Origin of the sequence: Gordonia pseudamarae, from assembly GCF_025273675.1 — a bacterium.
GTDB lineage: Bacteria > Actinomycetota > Actinomycetes > Mycobacteriales > Mycobacteriaceae > Gordonia > Gordonia pseudamarae.
Map to the genome: position 1 here is coordinate 1,401,717 of NZ_CP045809.1, position 20,268 is coordinate 1,421,984.

At 66.8% G+C, this 20,268-nt stretch carries 22 protein-coding genes, 1 tRNA gene and 1 riboswitch; of the genes, 13 read left to right on the plus strand and 10 right to left on the minus strand.

The window, feature by feature from the left end:
- Window positions 1-208: 208 nt before the first annotated feature.
- A complete protein-coding gene (locus tag GII31_RS06200; protein WP_213247762.1) occupies window positions 209-1,030 on the minus strand; it encodes a helix-turn-helix transcriptional regulator in 822 nt (273 codons plus the stop codon).
- A 133-nt stretch (window positions 1,031-1,163) separates the two neighbouring features.
- On the opposite strand from GII31_RS06200, the gene GII31_RS06205 reads away from it, so the two are divergent.
- The 4 genes from GII31_RS06205 to GII31_RS06220 all read left to right on the plus strand — a co-directional run bounded on the left by GII31_RS06205 (window position 1,164) and on the right by GII31_RS06220 (window position 4,261).
- Window positions 1,164-2,738 (plus strand): AMP-binding protein, encoded by a 1,575-nt coding sequence (locus GII31_RS06205; RefSeq protein ID WP_213247764.1) that lies wholly within the window; start codon window positions 1,164-1,166, stop codon window positions 2,736-2,738.
- A gap of 123 nt (window positions 2,739-2,861) precedes the next feature.
- Entirely contained in the window at window positions 2,862-3,350 is a 489-nt protein-coding gene (locus tag GII31_RS06210) for an NINE protein (RefSeq protein WP_246222124.1), read from the plus strand.
- A 13-nt stretch (window positions 3,351-3,363) separates the two neighbouring features.
- Window positions 3,364-3,780 (plus strand): DUF2752 domain-containing protein, encoded by a 417-nt coding sequence (locus GII31_RS06215; RefSeq protein WP_246222125.1) that lies wholly within the window; start codon window positions 3,364-3,366, stop codon window positions 3,778-3,780.
- Between the two features lie 43 nt (window positions 3,781-3,823).
- Window positions 3,824-4,261: a limonene-1,2-epoxide hydrolase family protein gene (locus GII31_RS06220; protein WP_213247766.1), complete on the plus strand. Its 438-nt coding sequence runs from the start codon at window positions 3,824-3,826 to the stop codon at window positions 4,259-4,261.
- 34 nt (window positions 4,262-4,295) lie between these two features.
- On the opposite strand, the gene arsC is transcribed toward GII31_RS06220, so the two are convergent.
- Window positions 4,296-4,637, minus strand: a complete 342-nt coding sequence (gene arsC / locus GII31_RS06225) for an arsenate reductase (glutaredoxin) (RefSeq protein WP_213247768.1) — start codon at window positions 4,635-4,637, stop codon at window positions 4,296-4,298.
- 83 nt (window positions 4,638-4,720) lie between these two features.
- Between arsC and GII31_RS06230 the strand changes: the two genes are divergently transcribed.
- On the plus strand, window positions 4,721-5,326 hold the full coding sequence (locus GII31_RS06230) for a hypothetical protein (protein ID WP_213247770.1): 606 nt from the start codon (window positions 4,721-4,723) through the stop codon (window positions 5,324-5,326).
- Between the two features lie 10 nt (window positions 5,327-5,336).
- Here the strand turns inward: GII31_RS06230 and GII31_RS06235 are convergent, their stop codons facing one another.
- Together GII31_RS06235 and glmU are read right to left on the minus strand one after the other, a co-directional pair.
- The gene (locus GII31_RS06235; protein WP_213247772.1) at window positions 5,337-6,314 is read right to left on the minus strand and encodes a ribose-phosphate diphosphokinase; all 978 of its coding nucleotides are present in this window, start codon (window positions 6,312-6,314) and stop codon (window positions 5,337-5,339) included.
- 41 nt (window positions 6,315-6,355) lie between these two features.
- A complete protein-coding gene (gene glmU / locus GII31_RS06240; RefSeq protein ID WP_213247774.1) occupies window positions 6,356-7,879 on the minus strand; it encodes a bifunctional UDP-N-acetylglucosamine diphosphorylase/glucosamine-1-phosphate N-acetyltransferase GlmU in 1,524 nt (507 codons plus the stop codon).
- A gap of 142 nt (window positions 7,880-8,021) precedes the next feature.
- On the opposite strand from glmU, the gene fabG reads away from it, so the two are divergent.
- Together fabG and GII31_RS06250 are read left to right on the plus strand one after the other, a co-directional pair.
- The gene (fabG, locus tag GII31_RS06245) at window positions 8,022-8,777 is read left to right on the plus strand and encodes a 3-oxoacyl-ACP reductase FabG (RefSeq protein ID WP_213247776.1); all 756 of its coding nucleotides are present in this window, start codon (window positions 8,022-8,024) and stop codon (window positions 8,775-8,777) included.
- Window positions 8,778-8,904: 127 nt separating this feature from the next.
- A tRNA-Gln gene (locus GII31_RS06250) sits at window positions 8,905-8,976 on the plus strand.
- 117 nt (window positions 8,977-9,093) lie between these two features.
- Here GII31_RS06250 and GII31_RS06255 read toward each other — a convergent pair.
- The 3 genes from GII31_RS06255 to GII31_RS06265 form a co-directional block, all read right to left on the minus strand.
- The gene (locus GII31_RS06255) at window positions 9,094-9,432 is read right to left on the minus strand and encodes a hypothetical protein (RefSeq protein ID WP_213247778.1); all 339 of its coding nucleotides are present in this window, start codon (window positions 9,430-9,432) and stop codon (window positions 9,094-9,096) included.
- 152 nt (window positions 9,433-9,584) lie between these two features.
- On the minus strand, window positions 9,585-9,983 hold the full coding sequence (locus GII31_RS06260; protein ID WP_213247780.1) for a helix-turn-helix domain-containing protein: 399 nt from the start codon (window positions 9,981-9,983) through the stop codon (window positions 9,585-9,587).
- Window positions 9,976-10,434, minus strand: a complete 459-nt coding sequence (locus tag GII31_RS06265) for a hypothetical protein (RefSeq protein WP_213247782.1) — start codon at window positions 10,432-10,434, stop codon at window positions 9,976-9,978. Before GII31_RS06265 ends, GII31_RS06260 begins: the two co-directional genes overlap by 8 nt.
- Before the next feature lie 231 nt (window positions 10,435-10,665).
- Between GII31_RS06265 and GII31_RS06270 the strand changes: the two genes are divergently transcribed.
- Entirely contained in the window at window positions 10,666-10,842 is a 177-nt protein-coding gene (locus tag GII31_RS06270) for a hypothetical protein (RefSeq protein ID WP_213247784.1), read from the plus strand.
- Between the two features lie 15 nt (window positions 10,843-10,857).
- Here the strand turns inward: GII31_RS06270 and GII31_RS06275 are convergent, their stop codons facing one another.
- Both GII31_RS06275 and GII31_RS06280 read right to left on the minus strand, forming a co-directional pair.
- Window positions 10,858-11,634, minus strand: a complete 777-nt coding sequence (locus tag GII31_RS06275) for a (2Fe-2S) ferredoxin domain-containing protein (protein WP_260840339.1) — start codon at window positions 11,632-11,634, stop codon at window positions 10,858-10,860.
- Window positions 11,635-11,697: 63 nt separating this feature from the next.
- The gene (locus GII31_RS06280; RefSeq protein WP_213247786.1) at window positions 11,698-12,501 is read right to left on the minus strand and encodes an ABC transporter ATP-binding protein; all 804 of its coding nucleotides are present in this window, start codon (window positions 12,499-12,501) and stop codon (window positions 11,698-11,700) included.
- 130 nt (window positions 12,502-12,631) lie between these two features.
- A riboswitch (cobalamin riboswitch) is annotated at window positions 12,632-12,769 on the minus strand.
- 108 nt (window positions 12,770-12,877) lie between these two features.
- On the opposite strand from GII31_RS06280, the gene GII31_RS06285 reads away from it, so the two are divergent.
- On the plus strand, window positions 12,878-13,585 hold the full coding sequence (locus GII31_RS06285) for a TetR/AcrR family transcriptional regulator (RefSeq protein WP_213247788.1): 708 nt from the start codon (window positions 12,878-12,880) through the stop codon (window positions 13,583-13,585).
- A 10-nt stretch (window positions 13,586-13,595) separates the two neighbouring features.
- Here the strand turns inward: GII31_RS06285 and GII31_RS06290 are convergent, their stop codons facing one another.
- Complete coding sequence (locus tag GII31_RS06290) at window positions 13,596-14,174, minus strand: GNAT family N-acetyltransferase (RefSeq protein WP_213247790.1); 579 nt, start codon at window positions 14,172-14,174, stop codon at window positions 13,596-13,598.
- 64 nt (window positions 14,175-14,238) lie between these two features.
- Between GII31_RS06290 and GII31_RS06295 the strand changes: the two genes are divergently transcribed.
- From GII31_RS06295 to mfd, 4 genes are all read left to right on the plus strand, one after another.
- The gene (locus GII31_RS06295) at window positions 14,239-14,823 is read left to right on the plus strand and encodes a hypothetical protein (RefSeq protein WP_213247792.1); all 585 of its coding nucleotides are present in this window, start codon (window positions 14,239-14,241) and stop codon (window positions 14,821-14,823) included.
- A gap of 107 nt (window positions 14,824-14,930) precedes the next feature.
- Window positions 14,931-15,485 (plus strand): copper chaperone PCu(A)C, encoded by a 555-nt coding sequence (locus tag GII31_RS06300; protein ID WP_213247799.1) that lies wholly within the window; start codon window positions 14,931-14,933, stop codon window positions 15,483-15,485.
- Entirely contained in the window at window positions 15,472-16,680 is a 1,209-nt protein-coding gene (locus tag GII31_RS06305) for a Dyp-type peroxidase (RefSeq protein WP_213247801.1), read from the plus strand. The genes GII31_RS06300 and GII31_RS06305 overlap by 14 nt, the downstream gene beginning before the upstream one ends.
- Before the next feature lie 20 nt (window positions 16,681-16,700).
- Window positions 16,701-20,267, plus strand: coding sequence for a transcription-repair coupling factor (gene mfd / locus GII31_RS06310; protein WP_260840341.1), 3,567 nt, complete (start codon window positions 16,701-16,703; stop codon window positions 20,265-20,267).
- Window position 20,268 lies beyond the last annotated feature (1 nt).

Here is a 20,268-nt window from a genome sequence, read left to right on the forward strand (position 1 = left end):
CGCGTGAGTGGTGAGCACCGCAGACGGCGCACGCACCACGACGACACCGGGATGCACAGGGAGGCATCGCCCAGGAGAGTCGCGATGGTCGCGCCGATAACGGTGATCAGGTCACCCTCGCCGAGACAACGCCGCCGATTCTAGGGCACGTCGGGGCGATAAGTCACATCGGCGACCGGTGGCACCCGATTCGCCCCGACGTGATCACTTACGGAAGCAGACGGTTTCGTCGCGCGATCACCACGGCCTCCACCCTGTTCGAGGCGCCCAGCTTATGCAGCACGGCCTTCATGTAGCCCTTGGTGGTGTGCAGGCCGATCCCCAGCGATTGCGCGATCCGGGCGTTCGAGAAGCCCAGTGCGGCCAGTGCCAGTACGTCCTGTTCACGCGCGGTCAACTCGCCGACCTGGCCGGTGGGGCCGGTGTCGCCGAGCAGTTCGTCGGTGATGCGGGTGATCGCGGACGCGAGGCCATGGTCGTCGACGGTCCGGGTCAACTCCCGCAACTGGGCATAGGCGGCGGCGACCCGTTCGCGCAGGCCGTCACCGCCGACGTCATCGAGCCCCGCGGCGTGTGCGGCGACGATCTGCTGTTCGAGCTGGCGCGCCTCGCCGGAGATGGCGTCGAGGGTGCGGTCGCCGATCGGGGTGACAGAGCGCAGCGCGGCGTAGATCACCGCCACCGGCACGCGGTCGACGATCACCGGCGCGGCCACCATCGTGTGCACGTTCTCGGCGGCGATCACCGGGTTGTAGCGGTGGGTGATATGCGGGCTCACCAGGTAATCGTCGACCACCAGCGGGCGATTCAGTGTGAGTACCTTGCCGCCGAGTCCGTGGCCGAAGTCGACCGAGACGCCGTTGATCACCCCGGCGGTGTTTCCGGAGAACAGGTCCAGCCGGAGCGCGCGGTTGCGCTGGACGAGCGCGCCGATCGCCAGCGGCACGCCGCTGACCGTGCGGAGCCGGTGCAGTGAACTGTTGACGCGGGCCGCCAGACTCGGATCGGGGATGGGAGCCGCGGTGTTCATCGGTAGCTCATCACCTCCATTCACGCACCGCCGATGGTGCCGCCCCGGTACCCCTCTTCGGAGGGTGTTGTCGACATCGTCCTTATCGCAGAATAGCCGAGAAATGTGACCTGGCTTACCTCTGGGAGAGACCATGACCAACACCGTTCCGTCCACCGTGGACACGGCCGTCGCCTACTGGCTCGCGCGGTACGGCGCCGCCGACGCCGACGCCGCGCACCTGCTGGTCGACCGCCACGACCCCACGGCGGCCGCCTTCATCTCCGTCGCGCTCGACGAGGCCGGCGCACTGGTGACCACACCGATCACCTACGGCGAACTCGCGGACGACTCGCGCCGGCTGGCCACCGCGCTCGCCGGACTCGGCGTCGGCACCGGCACCCGCGTCGGTGTGCTGATGGGCAAGCGGGCCGAGCTGGTGGTGACGCTCCTGGCGCTGGCCCGGCTCGGCGCGGTGTACATTCCGCTGTTCACCGCGTTCGCCACACCAGCCATCGAGATGCGGCTGCGCGGCGGTGGCGCGAGCATCGTGGTCACCGAGACCGGCCAGGCCGACAAGCTCACCCCGATCGACGGGCTCACCACGATCGTCGCCGGCGACACCGGTGTCCTCGGCTTCGACACCCTCGTCGCCGGCAGCGAACCCCTCGCGGAGTCGGTCGCGGTCGGCGGTGACGGACACCTGATCCTGTTGTTCACCAGCGGCACCACCGGAACCCCCAAGGGCGTGCCGGTTCCGATGCGCGCACTCGCCTCGTTCCGGACGTACATGCGCTACGGCCTCGACGTCCGCGACGACGACGTCTTCTGGAACGCGGCCGACCCGGGCTGGGCGTACGGCCTGTACTACGGCATCCTCGGCCCGCTGGTGATCGGCCGGCCCAACATACTTCTGCAGGCGGGATTCTCTCCGGAGATCACGGCGAAGGTGTTCGCCGAACTGGGCGTCACCAACTTCGCGGCGGCACCGACGGTGTATCGCTCGCTGAGCAAGACACCCGCCGTCGACGGCTTCGGTCTGCGGCGGGCGTCCTCGGCCGGGGAGCCGCTCACCCCGGATGTGATCGGCTGGGCGCGCACCGCGCTCGGTACCGAGGTGCGCGACCACTACGGGCAGACCGAACACGGCATGTTCATCAACAACCACTGGGCCGACGAACTGCGCGCACCGCTGATCCCCGGGTCGATGGGGTGGCCGATGCCCGGCTTCGCCACCGGCATCGTGCGTGAGCAGATCGCCATCGACGTCCCCGCCAGTCCCGCGTTCTGGTTCCCCGGCTACCTCGACGCGCCGGAGAAGACCGCCGCCCGCTACACCGACGACGGACGCTGGTACCTGACCGGCGACACCGGCCGCGTCGACGAGGACGGCAACTTCTACTTCTCCGCCCGCGATGACGACGTGATCATCATGGCCGGCTATCGGATCGGGCCCTTCGACGTGGAAAGCGTGCTCATCACCCATCCGTCGGTGATCGACGTCGCCGTCGTCGGGCGTCCCGACGAGCTCCGCGGCGAGGTTCTGGAGGCGTTCGTGGTGCTCGCCGAGGGGCTGACCGGTGACGACGCCCTCGAGACCGAGTTGCAGCAACTGGTCAAGACCGGTTTCGCCGCACACGCCTACCCGCGCACCGTGCACTTCGTGGAATCGTTGCCCAAGACGCCGTCGGGCAAGATCCAGCGGTTCCTCCTGCGTCGCCGCGAATGAGTCCGAATCGGGCGCGGTGGCCGGCCGCCGCGGACGCCGGTCACCGCGTGCGTGTCGTTCCGATGAACGCTTCCCGCGGTGTCACCGTGACCGGACCCCATGTGGTCCGTACTATGTGCGCTCATGACCTACCAACCACCCGAGCCCGACAAGAACGCCCAGTTCGGGCTGCCGCCGCAGCACTACGGGCAGCCTGCCGGACAGTTCGGTGCCCAGCCGACGCCCGGGATGCCGGGGATGTCGGGGATGTCGGGGCAGTTCTACGTCAACCAGATGGGCTACGAGCAGGGGCCGGTCAGTTTCGCCCAGCTCCAGCAGATGGCGATCTCCGGGCAGGTGCGCGGCGACACCCTGATCCGGTCGGCCGAGAGCCCGCACCCGTTTCCCGCGAAGCAGGTTCCGGGCCTGTTCTCCACCTCCGAGTGGCTCACCACGCTGCTGCTGTCGGTGTTCCTCGGCAGTCTCGGCGTCGACCGTTTCTATGTGGGTCAGACCGGCCTGGGCATCCTGAAGCTGATCACCTGCGGCGGCTTCTACGTGTGGTGGCTGATCGACATCGTGCTGATCGCCACCCGCAATTTCCGCGACAGCTCCGGCCGGCCGCTGGCCTGAACCCGGTGACCCGGTGTCCACATCCAACGCTGTGTCCGGCTCGCTGAACCGGGTGGCGACCGCCGAATGGGTGGCCGCCGCAGGGGTGGCCGCCCTCGGCGTCGCCGCGGTGGTGTCACCGGCGCACATCGAGGACGGGCCCATCCTTTGCCCGTTCCGGATGATGACCGGGCTGTCTTGTCCGGGTTGCGGATTGACCCGATCGTGGGTGTATGCGGTACACGGCGACTGGGCTGCGGCGTTCGGCGCCAACGTCTTCGGACCCCTGCTCATCGCCGCCGTCGTGATTCTGGCGGTGGTGGCGGGGGTGCGCCGGGTCCGTCGCCGCCCCCCGCCCGCGATCGAGACCATCGTCCGGCATCGCCTGACCCGCGTGGTTCTGGTGATATGGCTGGCCTATGCGGTGATCCGGTTGATCGGCGAGATCTGACATCGACAGCAAACCTCGGCGACGGCTGCGGCACACTGAGTCAATGACCTCTCAGACACCTGTCGATCTCGCCACCCACTTCCTTGACGCACTCGCCCGCTCCGATATCGCGACCGCTATGGCCGATCTGGACGATGACATCGTCTACACCAACGTCTCACTGCCCACGATCCGGGGGAAGCGCAAGGTGACCAGGGGCTTTGCCGGCATGCCGAAGTACCGGATCGGATTCGACTACCGCATGGTGAATGTGTCCGCCGAGGGATCGGTGGTGTTGACCGAACGCGTCGACGAACTGCGGTTAGGCCCTCTGACCATCCGTTTCTGGGTATGGGGGCGTTTCGAGACCTCTGAAGGCAGGATCACCGTGTGGCGCGACTACTTCGACTACTTCGACTGCCTGAAGGGCACCCTGCGTGGCGTCGCCGCGCTGCTGGTGCCGGCCGTGCAACGACCATTTCCCGCGAGGGTCGCGGTCTGAGTCGCCGGACGGCTGTCGGCGCGGTTGGTCGGCCTCAGATGATCTCGTCGAGCTTGTCGATCGGCCGGGTCAGCCGGGTTCCCTTGGCTGTCACAACGAACGGTCGCTCCACCAGGATCGGGTGCTCGAGCATCGCCTCGAGGATCTCCTCGTCGGATGCGCTCCCCAGATCCAGTTCCTTGTACAGCGTTTCACGTTTGCGTACGGCCTGGGCCGGGGTGAGTCCGGCATCGGCCAGCAAACCGGTGAGCTGCTCACGCGTGTACGGGGTGTCGAGATACGTGACGACCGTCGGCTCGATTCCCGCCTCCCGCAGATGGGCGAGCGCCTTGCGCGAGGTCGAGCACTTCGGGTTGTGATAGATCGTCGCGTCCATGACGTCCACGGTAGGTCATTCGGTTGGTGCAATCGCAGCCGATTCGGGTACCCGATGCCGGGTTCCGCCCGATCATGGCGGGTATGGCCGAACTCACCCGAGTACTGCGACGCCCCCGGACGCGGGCCGTGGTGCTGGTGGCCGCACTCATCGCGTGCGCGATGCTGTCGCTGGCCGTCGGTACCTCCCCGGCATGTGCGTGCAGTTGCGCGCCGCGCACCGCCGAACAGATCGCCGACCGGGCCGGGGCGATCATCGTCGGCACCCCCGTCTCGGTGACGGAGGACGCGACGGGCTCGCGCAGCGTGGTGCGGGTGCAACGAAGTTACAAGAGGCGATTGCCCGACACCATCACCGTCGTCAGCGCGTCACCGGCGGGTGCGTGCGGAATCACCCTGACCAAGGGGCGGACGCGGACCATCGTGCTCGGATGGCCCGGTGGCGGTGTCACCACCGGGGATGGTGAGTGGGGTGCGTCGCTGTGCGACAACCTGAACTCCGACGCCTCGTCGGTCATCGCTCATGCGGGTCCGGTGTTCTCACCGGTGGCAACCGGCCCCACCCGGACTTCCGGCGAGTCCGGCACGGGCGGTGGCAACCGGGGTCACATCGGGATCGCCGTGGCCGCCGGAGCCGGGATCCTGCTCGCCGGTGGCACCGCCCTGATGGTGAAACGGCGCCCCGGCTGAGCCCGGACCGCTAGGCGCTGCCGTTGAACAGACTGGTCACCGAGCCGTTCTCGAACACTTCCTGGATCGTCTGCGCGAGCAGCGGAGCGATCGACAGAACGGTCAGATTCTCGAACCGCTTGTCCTCGGGGATCGGCAGCGTATCGGTGGCGATGACCTCCTTGGCGCCGCAGGTGGCCAGGCGTTCGGCCGCCGGATCGGAGAACACGCCGTGTGTGGTGGCGATGATGACATCGCCCGCACCGGCCTCCTTGAGCACTCGCACCGCCCCGGCGATGGTGCCGCCGGTATCGATCATGTCGTCGATCAGGACACAGGTCTTGCCGGCGACGTCACCGACGACACGGTTGGACTTGATCTGGTTGGGCACGTCGGGGTCGCGGGTCTTGTGCACGAACGCCATCGGTGCGCCGTCGAGCGCGTCGGCCCACTTCTCGCCCACCTTGACGCGGCCCGCGTCGGGAGAGACGACGCACACGTTCTCGGTGCCGTAGTTCTTGCGCACGTATTCGGCGAGCTGGCCGAGGGCGTGCATGTGGTCGACCGGACCGTCGAAAAAGCCCTGGATCTGGTCGGTGTGCAGGTCGACGGTGATGATGCGGTCGGCGCCCGCGGTCTGCAGCAGGTCGGCGATGAGGCGCGCGGAGATCGGTTCGCGGCCGCGGTGCTTCTTGTCCTGGCGGGCGTACGGGTAGAACGGCAGGATCACACTGATGCGTTTGGCCGATCCGCGTTTGAGGGCGTCGATCATGATCAGCGCCTCCATCACCCACTGGTTGAGCGGGTTCGGGCAGCTCTGCAGCACGAAGGCATCCGACCCGCGCACCGACTCCTCGAACCGCACGAAGATCTCGCCGTTGGCGAAGTCCGTCGCGGTCTGGGGGGTGATCTTCACACCGAGCTCGTCGGAGACGGCCTGTGCGAGTTCGGGGTGGGCACGGCCAGAGAACAGCATCAGGTTCTTCTGGTTGTCAGTCGTCCAGGACATGAAATCTCTTCTACTCGGGGCTGGCGGGTGAGTCGTGGTGTTCAGTTGTCAAGGCCCGCGGCCTTGTGGGTGTTCGCATTACCGTCGGCGTCCGCATCGCCGTCGGCGTCCGCGTTGCCGTCGGTGTGCGCACCGTGCCGGGCGTCGAGCGCGGCCAGCGCCGCCGCCGTGCCCGGCCGTTTGCGCGGCACCCAATCCTCGATGATCCGCTGTGACCCAGCCGACACCGCAAGCGCCCCCGGTGGAACGTCCTCCCGCAGCACCGTCCCGGCTCCCGTGTAGGCGCCGTCACCGACCTGAACAGGGGCGACAAACATATTGTCAGATCCTGTACGGCAGTGGGAGCCGATCACCGTTTTGTGTTTGTTCACTCCGTCGTAGTTAACGAACACACTCGAGGCGCCGATGTTGGTGTGCTCGCCGATCTCGGCGTCACCCACGTACGTCAGATGCGGAACCTTGGTGTGATCGCCGATCCGCGCGTTCTTGGTCTCCACGAAGGTGCCGATCTTGCCCGAGGTACCCAGACGGGTACCCGGACGCAGGTAGGCGAACGGTCCTACGGTGGCGCCGTCCCCGATCTGCGCGTCGGTGCCGTGGGTGCGGATCACCTGCGCACCAACCCCGATCGTGACATCGGTGAGGGTGCTGTCGGGGCCGACGACGGCACCCCCGGCGATCGTGGTGTGCCCGCGCAGTTGGGTACCGGGTTCGATGGTGACATCGGCTTCGATGGTGACCTCGACGTCGATCCAGGTGGTGGCCGGGTCGACGACGGTGACCCCCGCGAGTTGATGGCCGCGCACGATCCGCCGGTTGAGCTCGGCCGCCAGATCGGACAGCTGCGCCCGATCGTTGCAGCCTGCCACCAGGTACGGGTCGTCGACGATGTGCGCGCGGACGGTGCGCCCGGCCTTGCGGGCGATCTCGATGACGTCGGTCAGGTAGAACTCGCCCTGGGCGTTGTCGGTGGACACCTGAGCCAGGGCGTCGCGCAGCAGGGCGGCGTCGAAGGCATACACACCGGCGTTGACCTCGGTGATCGCCCGCTGGTCGGCGGTGGCGTCCTTGTGCTCGACGATCGCCTCCGCCGCGCCGGCAGGTGAGCGCACGATGCGCCCGTAGCCGGTGGGATCGTCGGCGACGAAACTGGTGAGGGTGACCGCGGCACCACCGTCGGCGGTGTGGGCGTCGATGATGGCGCGCAGCGTGTCGGCGTCGAGCAGCGGCACGTCGGCGGCGGTGACGACGACGGTGCCGGTGAAGTCGGCGGGCAGCCGGTCCAGACCCACGCGGGCGGCGTCGCCGGTGCCGCGCGGTTCGGGCTGGTCGGCGATGGCGACCGATACGCCCAGTTGCCCGGCGATCTCGCCGATCGCCGCGCTGACCAGTTCACGTTCGTGGCTGACGACGGCTACCAGGTGCTGCGGGTCCAGACCGGCGGCACCGTGCAGGGCATGGCCGACGAGACTGCGCCCAGCCAGGGTGTGCAGGATCTTCGGGGTCGTCGACTTCATCCGGGTGCCCGCGCCTGCCGCGAGGACAACCACAGCGATGTCGGTCATGAGATTTCTCCGCTCGTCCCGGGCACGGCGGCCCGCCTGTGAGTACCAAGCCCAAAGCCGGTGGCCAGGATAGGTGCCCGCACCTGATAAAACCAATGTGACGGGGCGTACAACTCATGATCACCAAACGGAGGTAGCTGTAGTGAGCACACAGAAGGTTGCGATTGTCACCGGATCGGCACGCGGGATCGGCGCGGCGGTCGCGCGGAGGCTGGCGAGTGACGGGCTGGCGGTTGCCGTGCTCGACCTCAATGCCGACTCGTGCGCCGACACCGTGAAGTCGATCACCGACGCCGGTGGCAAGGCGATCGCGGTGGGTGCCGACGTATCCGACGCCGACTCGGTGGCCGCGGCCGTCGACAAGGTTGTCGCCGAACTGGGCGCCCCCACCGTCCTGATCAACAACGCCGGCATCATCCGCGACAACATGCTGTTCAAGATGAGCGTCGACGACTGGGACGCGGTCATGGCGGTTCACCTGCGCGGTGCGTTCAACATGTCCAAGGCCTGCCAGAAGCACATGGTCGACGCCGGCTGGGGCCGCATCGTCAACCTGTCGAGCACCTCGGCGCTCGGTAACCGCGGCCAGGCCAACTACTCGGCCGCCAAGGCCGGCATGCAGGGCTTCACCAAGACCCTCGCCATCGAACTCGGCAAGTTCGGCATCACCGCCAATGCCATCGCCCCCGGCTTCATCGCCACCGAGATGACCGCCGCCACCGCCGCCCGCATGGGGGTGGAGTTCGAGGACTTCAAGAAGGCCAGCGCGGCGGCCATCCCGGTCGCGCGCGTCGGCGAGCCCGAGGACATCGCGCACACCGCGTCGTTCTTCGCCAGCGAAGGCGCCGGTTTCGTGTCGGGCCAGGTCATCTACGTCGCCGGTGGCCCGAAGGACTGACCGCCCGGTCTCCCGCCCATCCGATCGGCACGCGCTCACCGAATACCGTGAGCGCCTGCCGAGAGGGTGAGCGGGAATCGAGTTGCGGCGCGGGCGAGGTGCTGTGGCACAATCGTCAGCGCAGTGATCCCCCATGGTGTAATCGGCAACACTTCTGATTTTGGTTCAGGCATTCTAGGTTCGAGTCCTGGTGGGGGAGCAACCATATAAGACCAGGTAAACGCTGGTTTCTGCGGAAGCTCACCAACCGTCATGTCGATAGCGTGCCGATAGCGCAGCCGGACCACGCGGTCGGTCTGATGATGCGGCGTGCTCGTCAGCGATCGGGCAGGTTGAGCTCGATGCCGTCGCCGGCCCAAGGGCTGTGCGCCAGGTCGAGTGTGGCTGCGGGGTAACTCATCCGCGATGTCATGTTCTGGATGAGCTCACGCGCGTAGGGGTGGCATGTCATCGCACCCTGTGCGGCGGCGAAGCACTGAGCATCGGCGTAGGTAACTTCGGCGCCGTCCCTGAGTACCCAGTTCACGCTGATCGATGCGGTGATCAGCCACTTGACTCCGTTGCCGTCTGGGCCGTCGTCGGTGTCATCATCGGTGGCCCAGGCGCGGTACTTGGAGGTAGTCACCAGTCGTCGTCCGTCAACGACTCCGTTCACGCCCACCTCCGTGAGGAGAGTCAGGTTGCCGCCGGAAACCGGTCGGCGCGCTTCGCAGTTCAAACTGACCAGGTGAATGTCGGCCAGGCTTTCTACCGAAATCAGTACGCGCTGGTTTGCGGCCGCGCCTTCCTCGGCAGAAATGTGCACCTTCATCCGGCGACGGCCTCGGGAGAGGTGGACGTACTTACGAGCCGCACCGGCGAGGTCCGATAGGTGACGGCATCGGGAACAGGCACCTGTTGACGCCGGCGAGCTGTGATGTCGTCGTTCGGGATCTCATCGTGCCGGGTGAGTGGCCTCGTCACGATCTTCGCTTCGAGGCCGAGTTCATGCAGCATCGCTGCGAACGACCGGATGGTGAGATTCCGGCGACCACTGAGGCGCTGGCCGATCTCGCTCTTGGTAACGCCAAGTCGGCTGGCGAGGTTCGTTTTGGTTGTGCCGGAACGCTCCAAGGCCTCGTAGACGGTTTCTGTCGCCTCCAGAATGAGCCGTTCCTCGCTGAGTAGCCGCTCGCTCTCGGGCGTGGCCTTGAACCAGTCAGCCATTCTCGTTCTCCTGTTCCTCTCGCTCACACACGTCGCGGTAGTCCTCGCGGGTGCGTTGGGCGTGCTTCTTCACTGCTTTCGGCTTCGGTTTGCGCGTCCCGTGGGATGCGACGAACCGATGGGCCTCTTCGACGCCGAAGAGCCGATGCCCGTTTCGCGTCTTGATCTCGTGGACCCGGATATCGACACCTGACTCCTCGATGATCCGCATCTCTTCAGGGCTGCGCAGGTAGCCGATCTGGGTGTATCGCTCGAACCGCGCCATGAACTGAGCCTGGTCCGCCGCGTTCAGTCCTGCCAGGTAGTCGTGCGCCTCGCACACGCCGTTGGTGTCGACTATGCCGACGATGGTCTTGACCGGCCCACTGTGGATCTCCTTGAAAAGCTGTGTAGTTTTAACTTCACTCCTCCTCCAGGATAGGTGACCTGTCAACTGCTGATCGACGGGCATCTGGGGTGGGTGCTGCACAGCCTGTACCAAGGCCGAACGCATCGGGACATGGCAGACCGGTAGATCTCGATCCGCGCCTCGCAGCCGTGGCTGGTGCGCGCACTGTCGCTGGCGATGGGCACGAGCTCACAGCCGGCGAGTTTCCCCATCCCGCGATCGTAGATCGAGGTAGTGATAAATCCCGGGGCGACGGCGTGACCTGACCTCTGGCCTGGTTTCCGTTCTCGGCCAATGACTTCCGGTGGCAGTGTGTGGGCGCTGATGGAAGCGATCGGCCGGACGGCCGACGGCGGTATGAATGACGCCCTGCCGACTGTCGCATGGATTCTGGTGACGTTTGTCGGCCCGTTCTTCACGATGGGCCAGGCGGCCTGGGATTTCAGTCGTTCCGGTGTCGTCCGGTACTGAATCGGGGCGGGCCGGTCAGCGTTCCAGCCGCCGCCCGGCAGGTCCCGGTCCGTCGATCAGGGCCGCCGCGTCGTCGACGGCGAGGTGGCCGTACCACGTCGATTCCGGGTTGACGATGGCGAGAGGGCCGAGGTTGCAGGGGCTCAGACAGCCGGTGCCGGTCACCTTGGTGCCGGAGCCGGGGGCGTCCGGCCCGGCGGCCCGCGCTGCCTTCGACAGGGCGGTGAGTTCGCGGTGCAGCGGCCCGGCGCCGTAGGCCATGCACCGAGGTCCCTTGCACACCAGCACATGTCGGTCGTGCTGCTCGATCACTGACCAGGCCGGGGACCGGTAGGACGCCGGTGACGCCCGGATGTCGCTGCGCGGGGTGGTCCCGATCGCCGATGCGAGGTGGTCGGCGAGTGCGTCGAGAATGTCCGGCTCGGCGATCCGCACGTGCACGTCCGCGTCCGGCCGGGTCTCCCGCCAGTTGGCGACGGCGCGCTGAGTCCAGGTGGTCAGGTATTTGTCGCGCGGAACCGCCACGGGAAGCAGGGTGATCGACGCCAGGCCGTCGCGGGCCGCCCGGTCGAGCTCCTCATGGATCGTCGGGGTCTCGATATCGAGGTAGGCGACTCCGATATCCCGGTCGCTCGATTCCCGGATCCGGTCCACGAGTGCGTCGGCCGATCGCCGGTCCAGCCCGCTCACGGTCGGGCGCAACACGATCACGACGCGGTCGTCGCCGGTGCCATCGCCGCTGTCATCGGTCATGAACACGCCCGATGGTGCGGTGGCATTGCATGCTGTCACCGGCGGCACGGTGGTCAGCGTAACTGCGGCGAGCAGCACACCTGCCGACAGCGTTGCGATGCTTCATGGGCGGCGGCCTTCTTCCGGGGGTGGGGAGTCGAACACGAGGTGGGCTCGACCGGTGGAGGGGTCGACGAGTCGGCAGGCGTGGACGCCGAACACCTCGTCGACGATGCTCGTGCTGAGCGCGAGGTCGCCGGGTCCGGCCGCCCGCACTCGTCCGTCGTGCAGAACGACAAGCGAATCACAATGGTGCGCTGCGAGATCCAGGTCATGCAGCGAGACCAGGATGGTGGTGCCCAGGGTCGGCAGCAGGTTCAGTAGGCCGATCTGGTGCCGGATGTCGAGGTGATTGGTCGGTTCGTCCAGCACCAGGAGACCGCAGTGCTGCGCCAGTCCCCGGGCCAGTGCGACGCGGCGCCGCTCCCCGCCGGACAATCGCTCGACGGGTGTGTCCCGGTACGCCGCCATGTCGACCATGTTCAGTGCCCGCATCACCGCACGGCGGTCGTCGGCCCGGCCCATGCTCCACGGCTGCGAATACGGCAGCCTGCCCAGCGCCACGTATTCGTGCACGAGCAGGTCCGGCGGCAGATCGACTTCCTGCCCGACGAAGGCGATCAGGCGGGCGCGTTCGCGTGCGCGCAGGGTGTCGGCGCGACGCCCGGCGATCTCCACGGTGCCCGATCGCATCGGCTGCAAGCCGACCACGGTGCGCATGAGGGTCGATTTGCCGGAACCGTTCGGGCCGACGATCCCGACGATCGACCCGGCCGGAACATCGAGTTCGACATCGTCGAGAATCCGGCGGCCATCGATCCGGACTTCGATTCCCTTCGCGCTCAGTGCGATCGGTGAGCTACTCATGCGTCCGCCCCGAATCGGTAGCGGCGACCGCCCAGAATGAACAGGAACAGCGGTGCGTGCGGCGGTGCCGACCGGTCGGTCGTGCTGCGCGCAACATCGGTCGTCATTCCCTTCGCACCCATCTCTCGTGGTGTGGCTAGGCGTCGAGGCCGGTGTCTGGCTGGTTCGGACTACCCGAACGTCACAGTGGCGGGACCGCGCCGGATTCGCACCGGCTTCCCAGGGGGTTCTCGACTTGAGAGATGAGACTACGACAAGGTGGAATCGGCCGGGTGGCACGGCCATGTCGTCGTACCTCACCACTCGACGGGAGCTGACCGGGTCTCACCGGCGGTGATTTGCCGTGACGTGGGAGACATACCCTAGTGTGGAGCCCATGGCTGTGAGTCGACCGACGAAGTCCGACGCCGCCGTGCGGGTGCCGCGTGCGCGGATGACGGCCGCACAACGCCGCGCCCAACTGATCGAGGTGGCGCGCGGGCTCTTCGCCGAACGCGGCTTCGAAGGCACCTCCATCGAGGAGATCGCTCAGCGTGCCAACGTCTCCAAACCCATCGTCTACGAGCACTTCGGAGGCAAGGAGGGCCTATACGCGGTCGTGGTCGACCGCGAGATGGAAACGCTACTGGAGATGGTCACCTCGTCGTTGTCGCGAACGAGCTCTTTCCAGCGCATTCAGCAGGTGGCGCTTGCGCTGCTCACCTACATGGAAGAACGCACCGACGGCTTCCGTATCCTGGTGCGCGGCGACAGCACCGCCACCGGTGGATTCTCCAGTCTGCTCAACGACGCGATCAGCCAGGTCGAACACATTCTCGCAAGTGAGTTCGAGCGGCGCGACTTCGATCCCGCTCTGGCCCCGATGTACGCGCAAGCACTTGTCGGAATGGTGTCGGTGACCGCCCAATGGTGGCTCGATGTGCGTGAACCATCGAAAGAGGTGGTGGCCGCGCACCTGGTCAACCTGTGCTGGAATGGTCTGGCCCGGCTCAATCCCAATCCACGGCTGGTCAGCGTGGACTCCGCCACCGAACGTGCTGCCGACACAGCCGATGTGGACGACGATACCGGCGACGCCGACTGATCAACGGGACTCAGCCGAGGCCCGGATCGCCGACACTGTATTGCAGGTAGACGGTGTCGATCCACTGGCCGGCTTTGCGTCCGACGGCGCGCAGTTGTCCGGCGTGGGTGAATCCGTGTTTGAGGTGCAGCGCGATAGAGGCCGCCCCGCCCGTCGCGGCTATCACCGCGATGATCTGCCGGACATCGCTACCGGCGGCATCGGCGAGAAGCCGCGTCATCAACGCCGAACCGATTCCGGTGCCGCCCAGTCCGGGGCGCACGTAGATGGTGTCCTCGGAGGTCCGGTCGTAGGCGGGCATGGTGCGGAATGCGCCGAGATAGGCGAACCCGGCGATCTGATCGCAGTCAGTTCGTTGATCGTTGTCAGTTCGTTGATCATTGTCAGTTCGTTGATCATTGTCATCGCGCTTGACGGCCACGAGAAACGGCCTGCCCGCGGCGGCGATGGCGGCGACCTTCTCTTGCCACGCGCCGAGCGCCGGCGCGACGGTGTCAAAGGTGGCGACGGTGTGCTCCACGTAGTGCCGGTAGATGGCCGCTATCTGCGGGCAGTCGGTGTCGGTGGCGGGGCGCACCAGAATACTCATGCCAAAGTTGTAGCCGTTCAGGTGTGACGCAGCCAACTACTGGCCCAAACGTATTCTGGGAACTATGTCCGCGCGCGTGAAGCGACGGGAGATTTGCGGTTCCGTCGGGTATATCGCCGTCGATGCCCGCCTTCATGGTGTGACGTCGGCGATTGTCTCGGCGACGCTGTCGGTTGCCGCGCACGGTCTCGTCTCGGGGACACTGCCCGGTACCGGGCCACTGGCCCTGGTGGCGTTGCTCAGTTCGGGCGCGGGATTGTTCGCGGCGGCCGCGCACCGTACGTCGGAAATGCGCCGTCTGTGTGGAACGCTGTCGCAGAGATGGCCCGCGACGCTGACGATCCTGGTCACGGCGCAGACATTGGGCCATGTCGTGTCCTCGCTCAGTTCATCCGGTGCGGGTCATTCACATGTCGTTCCCTCGCCCGCGATGCTGATGTCGCACGTCGTGGCGCTCGTGGCCGCCACGCTCGTGGTTGTCGGCGCCGAACGTTGCTATCGATCTATCACCAGCCGGATTGCCGGCCTCGTGCAACCGGTCACGATTCCCGAACCCGGTAGGACGCCTGTCTGTCGGCAGCCACACGTTCTGCCCGTCCTGGTGTGGGCGGCGCGGATCTCCGAACGTGGCCCACCCCTATTCGCCTGACTGCTTATCCATCTCACACCCGTGGACCGATACCGATAATCGGGGTCTACGGCGGTTTGCGCGCGCATCCCACCCGGATGACACGCGGCATGAAAGGCAAACAGCCAATGACGGCAACACAATTCATCAGTACTCGATTGTTCGCACGTGCGATCGCAGGCGCGGCCGCGGTGCTGACGGTAGGTGCACTCACCGCGTGCGGCTCCGACGACGACGCGTCGACGACGCTCACGCAGGCGGAATCGGTCACTCTGACCGACCAGTGGATCAAGGCCGCTGACACCGAGATGACAGCCGAGTTCGGCATCCTCACCAACAACTCCGACAACCAGGTCACCGTGACCGGTGGCCGATCGGACGCCGCGGGCAGCGTGGAGGTCCATGAGATCACCGAGGCCGACGGGGTCCGGTCGATGCAGGAAATCCAGGGAGGCCTGACGATCCCGGCCGGTGCGACGGTGGAACTGACACCCGGCGGCAACCACATCATGCTGATGGATCTGACCAGGCCGATCCGGGCCGGCGACCAGGTCACGATCACGTTGACGTTCGCCGACGGTTCAACCTTGGACGCGTCGGCCCAGGCGCGCGACTTCAGCGGCAATCAGGAGAAGTACGCCGACCACGAGACCTCGTCGGCAACGTCGCATGCCGGTGAGTAGCGGGATCGGCCGCCGCCGGTTCCTCGCCGGGGCGGCCGGTCTCGCCGGCCTCGGCGTCGGCGCCGGAGTGACCGCCGGTGGTGCCGCTGCGCTGCGGCCCGCGCCGACCGAGTGCACATTCGGTTCGGAAACTGTCGACTTCCACGGTGACCACCAGGCCGGGGTGACCACCACCCCTCCCGCGCACGTCACCTATGTGGGGGTCGACCTTGTGCCCGGCGCGAACGCGTCGGTCCTGGGGGGAATCCTCGGCATCTGGACCGATGATGCGGCCAGACTGACCCAGGGCCGTCCGTCACTGTCGGACGCGGAGCCAGAACTGGCCCGACTGCCTGCCCGCCTGACCGTCACGGTGGGGATTGGTGAGCGGGTGTTCACTGTCGCCGACAAGGAGAAGCTACGGCCGACGTGGCTTCGTCCGTTGCCGGCGTTCGGTATCGACAAACTCGACCCGAAATGGGGGCAGACCGACTTGTTGGTGGCGATCTGCTCCGACGATCCGATGACCGTTGCACATACGGTCCGGGTGATGGTGAACGCCGTGCGCACCCGGATCCGGGTGCGCTGGGTACAGCGCGGCTTTCGGGAGTCACGCGGTGCGCAGGCCGACGGAGCGACCATGCGCAACCTGATGGGTCAGGTAGACGGCACGGTCCAGCCGGACAGTTCACTGCACGACAGCCTCATCTGGGACGACGGCTCGGCGCAACCATGGTTCGCCGGTGGTACGTCGTTGGTGCTGCGCCGCATCGCGATGGATCTGGACGGCTGGGCCGAACTGGACCGGCGAGGCAGGGAGTTGACCGTGGGGAGGCGTCTGTCCGACGGCGCCCCACTGTCCGGGACCAGTGAGCGAGACGATCCCGACTTCACAGCGATCAAGAACGGGCTGCCGGTGATCCCGGCGTCGGCGCATGTGGCGCGGGCGCGCAGGACCGGCGATAGGGACCGGTTTCTGCGGCGGGCCTACAACTACGATGACCCACCGAACGGTGCGGCGATCTCCGACAGCGGTCTGCTGTTCGCCGCGTTCCAGCGGGACATCGACGCCCAGTTCGTGCCGGTACAGCGCAGGCTGGCCGAGCATGACGCGCTCAACGAATGGACAGTGCCCATAGGATCGGCCGTGTACGCGATCCTGCCGGGAGTCCGGGAAGGAGAGGTGCTGGGATCGGCGCTGCACGAACGCCCGTAGCGATGCCCTAAACTCGACGGGTGTCTACGCCTGCCTTACATGGACTGGCCGCCCTCACATGTAGCGACAAGGCGTTCGCCGGACTCGTCGCGCGGCGGGCCCAACCCGAACTCGACATCACCGCCCCCGACGCGGCCAGGCCCTTCGTCGTCGCGGCACTCGCCGATCACGAGGCGGCACCTCTGCTGGTGGTGTCGGCCAACGGGCGGGAGGCCGACGATCTGACCGCCGAGCTGGCCGAGCTGTTGGGCGATCCACGCGCGGTTGCGCAGTTTCCGTCGTGGGAGACGCTGCCGCACGAGCGACTCTCGCCCAGCGCGGACACGGTCGGTCAGCGCCTGGCGGTACTGCACCGGCTCGCCCACCCCGAAGGCGATCCTCTGCGGGTGGTGGTGACCACGGTCCGTTCGCTGGTGCAGCCGATGGCGCCCGGTCTCGGCGAGGCCCGGTCGATCACCCTCACCGAGGGCGCCGAGACCGACTTCGACGGCCTGCTCGCCCAACTCGTCGAGATGGCGTACGAACGCGTCGACATGGTGGGACGACGCGGTGAATTCGCGGTACGCGGAGGCATTCTCGACGTGTTCCCGACGACGGCGGACTATCCGGTGCGTGTCGAGTTCTGGGGTGACGAGATCAGTGAGACGCGGGCGTTCTCGGTGGCCGACCAGCGCACCCAGCCCGAGATCGATGTCGCCACCGTGCGGATCCATCCGTGCCGCGAACTGGTACTGAGTACCGAGGTCCGGGTGCGTGCGGCCGAACTCGCCGGGGAGGTCGGTGAGGATCAGATGCTCGTGGAGATGCTCACCAAACTCTCCGAGGGCATACCCGTGGCCGGTATGGAGGCCCTGATCCCGGCGCTCGTCGACGGCGAGATGCAGCTGCTCACCCAGGTGGTGCCCGACGGCACGCGGGTGCTCATCCTGGACCCGGAGAAGGTGCGTACCCGGGCGGCGGGCCTGGCCGAGACCGGTGCGGAGTTCCTGGAGGCGTCGTGGCAGGCGGCCGCCGTCGGCGCCGACGCCCCGATCGACACCCGGGGCACCGCCATCGATCTGGAGGCGAGCGCCTATCGGTCGCTGGAGGCGGTGCGCCGGGCGACGTTGCGGGCCGACAAGCCGTGGTGGACGGTCAGCCCGCTGTCCTCGGGCACCGGCGACGAGGTGGAACTCGAACTGGCCACCGGTCCCGCGCCGCACGGCGAGGAACCGGAGATCAAGAAGACCTTCGCGATGCTGCGGGCCCACGTCACCGGCGGCGGCGCCGCGGCGGTTGTGGTGGCGGGCAAGGGAACCGCACAACGCGTGTGCGAACGTCTCGCCGACGCGGAGGTGCCCTCGGGTCTCGCCGACCCCGGCACGGCCCCGGAACCCGGCCGGGTCTCGGTGTTCCACGGCACGCTGCGCAGTGGCCTGGTGTGTCCGGGGGCCGCGCTGGTGATCGTCACCGAAGCCGACCTCACCGGCACGCGGGTCGCGAGCGTACGTGATGGTCGCAAGCTTCCGGCCAAGCGCCGCAACCAGGTCGACCCGCTCGCGCTGACCTCCGGCGACCTTGTCGTGCACGATCAGCATGGCATCGGCAAGTTCGTCGAGATGATCGAACGCACCGTGTCGGGGGCGCGCCGCGAATACCTGGTCATCGAATACGCGGCCGGTAAACGCGGTCAGCCCGGCGACCGGTTGTTCGTGCCGATGGACGCCCTCGACCAGTTGTCCCGGTATGTCGGTGGTGAGCAACCATCCCTGTCCAAGCTGGGCGGATCCGATTGGCAGAACACCAAACGCAAGGCCCGCAAGGCGGTTCGGGAGATCGCCGGTGAGCTGGTGCAGCTGTACGCGGCCCGGCACGCCGCACCGGGCTTCGCCTTCAGCCCCGACACCCCGTGGCAGCGGGAGATGGAGGATGCCTTCGACTTCACCGAGACCGTCGATCAGATGACGGTGATCGCCGAGGTGAAGTCCGATATGGAACGTCCGGTCCCGATGGACCGGGTGGTCGTCGGCGATGTCGGCTACGGCAAGACCGAGATCGCGGTGCGGGCGGCGTTCAAGGCGGTGCAGGACGGCAAGCAGGTCGCGGTGCTGGTGCCCACAACGATTCTGGCGCAACAGCATCTGCAGACCTTCACCGAACGTATGACCGGCTTTCCGGTACGGGTCAAGGGTCTGTCACGGTTCACCGACGCCAAGGAATCCAAACAGATCATCGACGAGATGGCCTCCGGCGAAGCCGATATCGTCGTCGGCACGCACCGGCTGCTGCAGACCGGCATCGTGTGGAAGGACCTCGGACTGGTGATCGTCGACGAAGAACAACGGTTCGGTGTCGAGCACAAGGAGCACATCAAGTCGTTGCGCACCCACGTCGACGTTCTCACCATGTCGGCCACCCCGATTCCGCGGACCCTGGAGATGTCGATGGCCGGTATCCGGGAGATGTCGACCATCCTCACCCCGCCCGAGGAGCGGCACCCGGTGCTCACCTACGTCGGCGGGTACTCGCCCAAACAGGTGGCCGCCGCCATCCGCCGCGAACTGCTGCGCGACGGCCAGGTGTTCTACGTGCACAACCGGGTTTCCACCATCGACAAGACCGCCAAGGAGATCGCGGCAATGGTGCCCGAGGCCAAAGTGGTTGTGGCACACGGGCAGATGAACGAAGATCAGCTGGAGAAGACGGTCGCCGGATTCTGGAACCGTGACTTCGACGTGCTGGTGTGCACCACCATCATCGAAACAGGTCTCGACATCTCCAACGCCAACACCCTCATCGTCGACCGCGCCGAGAATCTGGGACTGTCGCAGCTGCACCAATTGCGGGGCAGGGTGGGCCGTAGCCGCGAACGTGGCTACGCCTATCTGCTGTACAGCCCCGAAAAGCCGCTCACCGAAACGGCTTACGACCGGCTGGCGACGATCGCGCAGAACAACGAACTCGGCGCCGGTATGGCCGTAGCACTCAAGGACCTCGAATTACGTGGCGCCGGAAACGTTCTCGGTGCCGAACAGTCCGGGCACGTGGCGGGCGTCGGATTCGACCTGTACGTGCGCCTGGTGGGCGAAGCGGTGGAGGCCTACCGGGCCGCCGCCGACGGCCGGACGGTGCAGACTCAGGAGACCACCGAGGTTCGCATCGATCTGCCGGTCGACGCCCACATCCCCGTCGAGTACGTCGATTCGGACCGGCTGCGGTTGGAGGCATATCGCAAACTGGCCGCTGCCACCGACGACGACGCGGTCGATGCCATTCTCACCGAACTCACCGACCGTTACGGTGAACCCCCGGAGGAGACGAAGCGTCTGGCGCTGATCGCGCGGGTGCGGCTGCGGTGCCGCGAACGCGGCGTCGCCGAGCTCGGGGTGGTGGGTACGTCGGTGAAGATCTCCCCGCTCACCCTCCTCGACAGCGAACAGGTACGCCTCAAACGCATCTACTCCTCGGCTGCCTACCGGGCGACGACATCGGTGATCACGCTGCCGTTGCCGCGGACCGGGGGAGTGGGGTCGGCCAGGCTGCGGGACGAGGCGCTCATCGACTATCTCACCACGTTCCTCGTCACGATGAAACCGCTCACGGCATGAC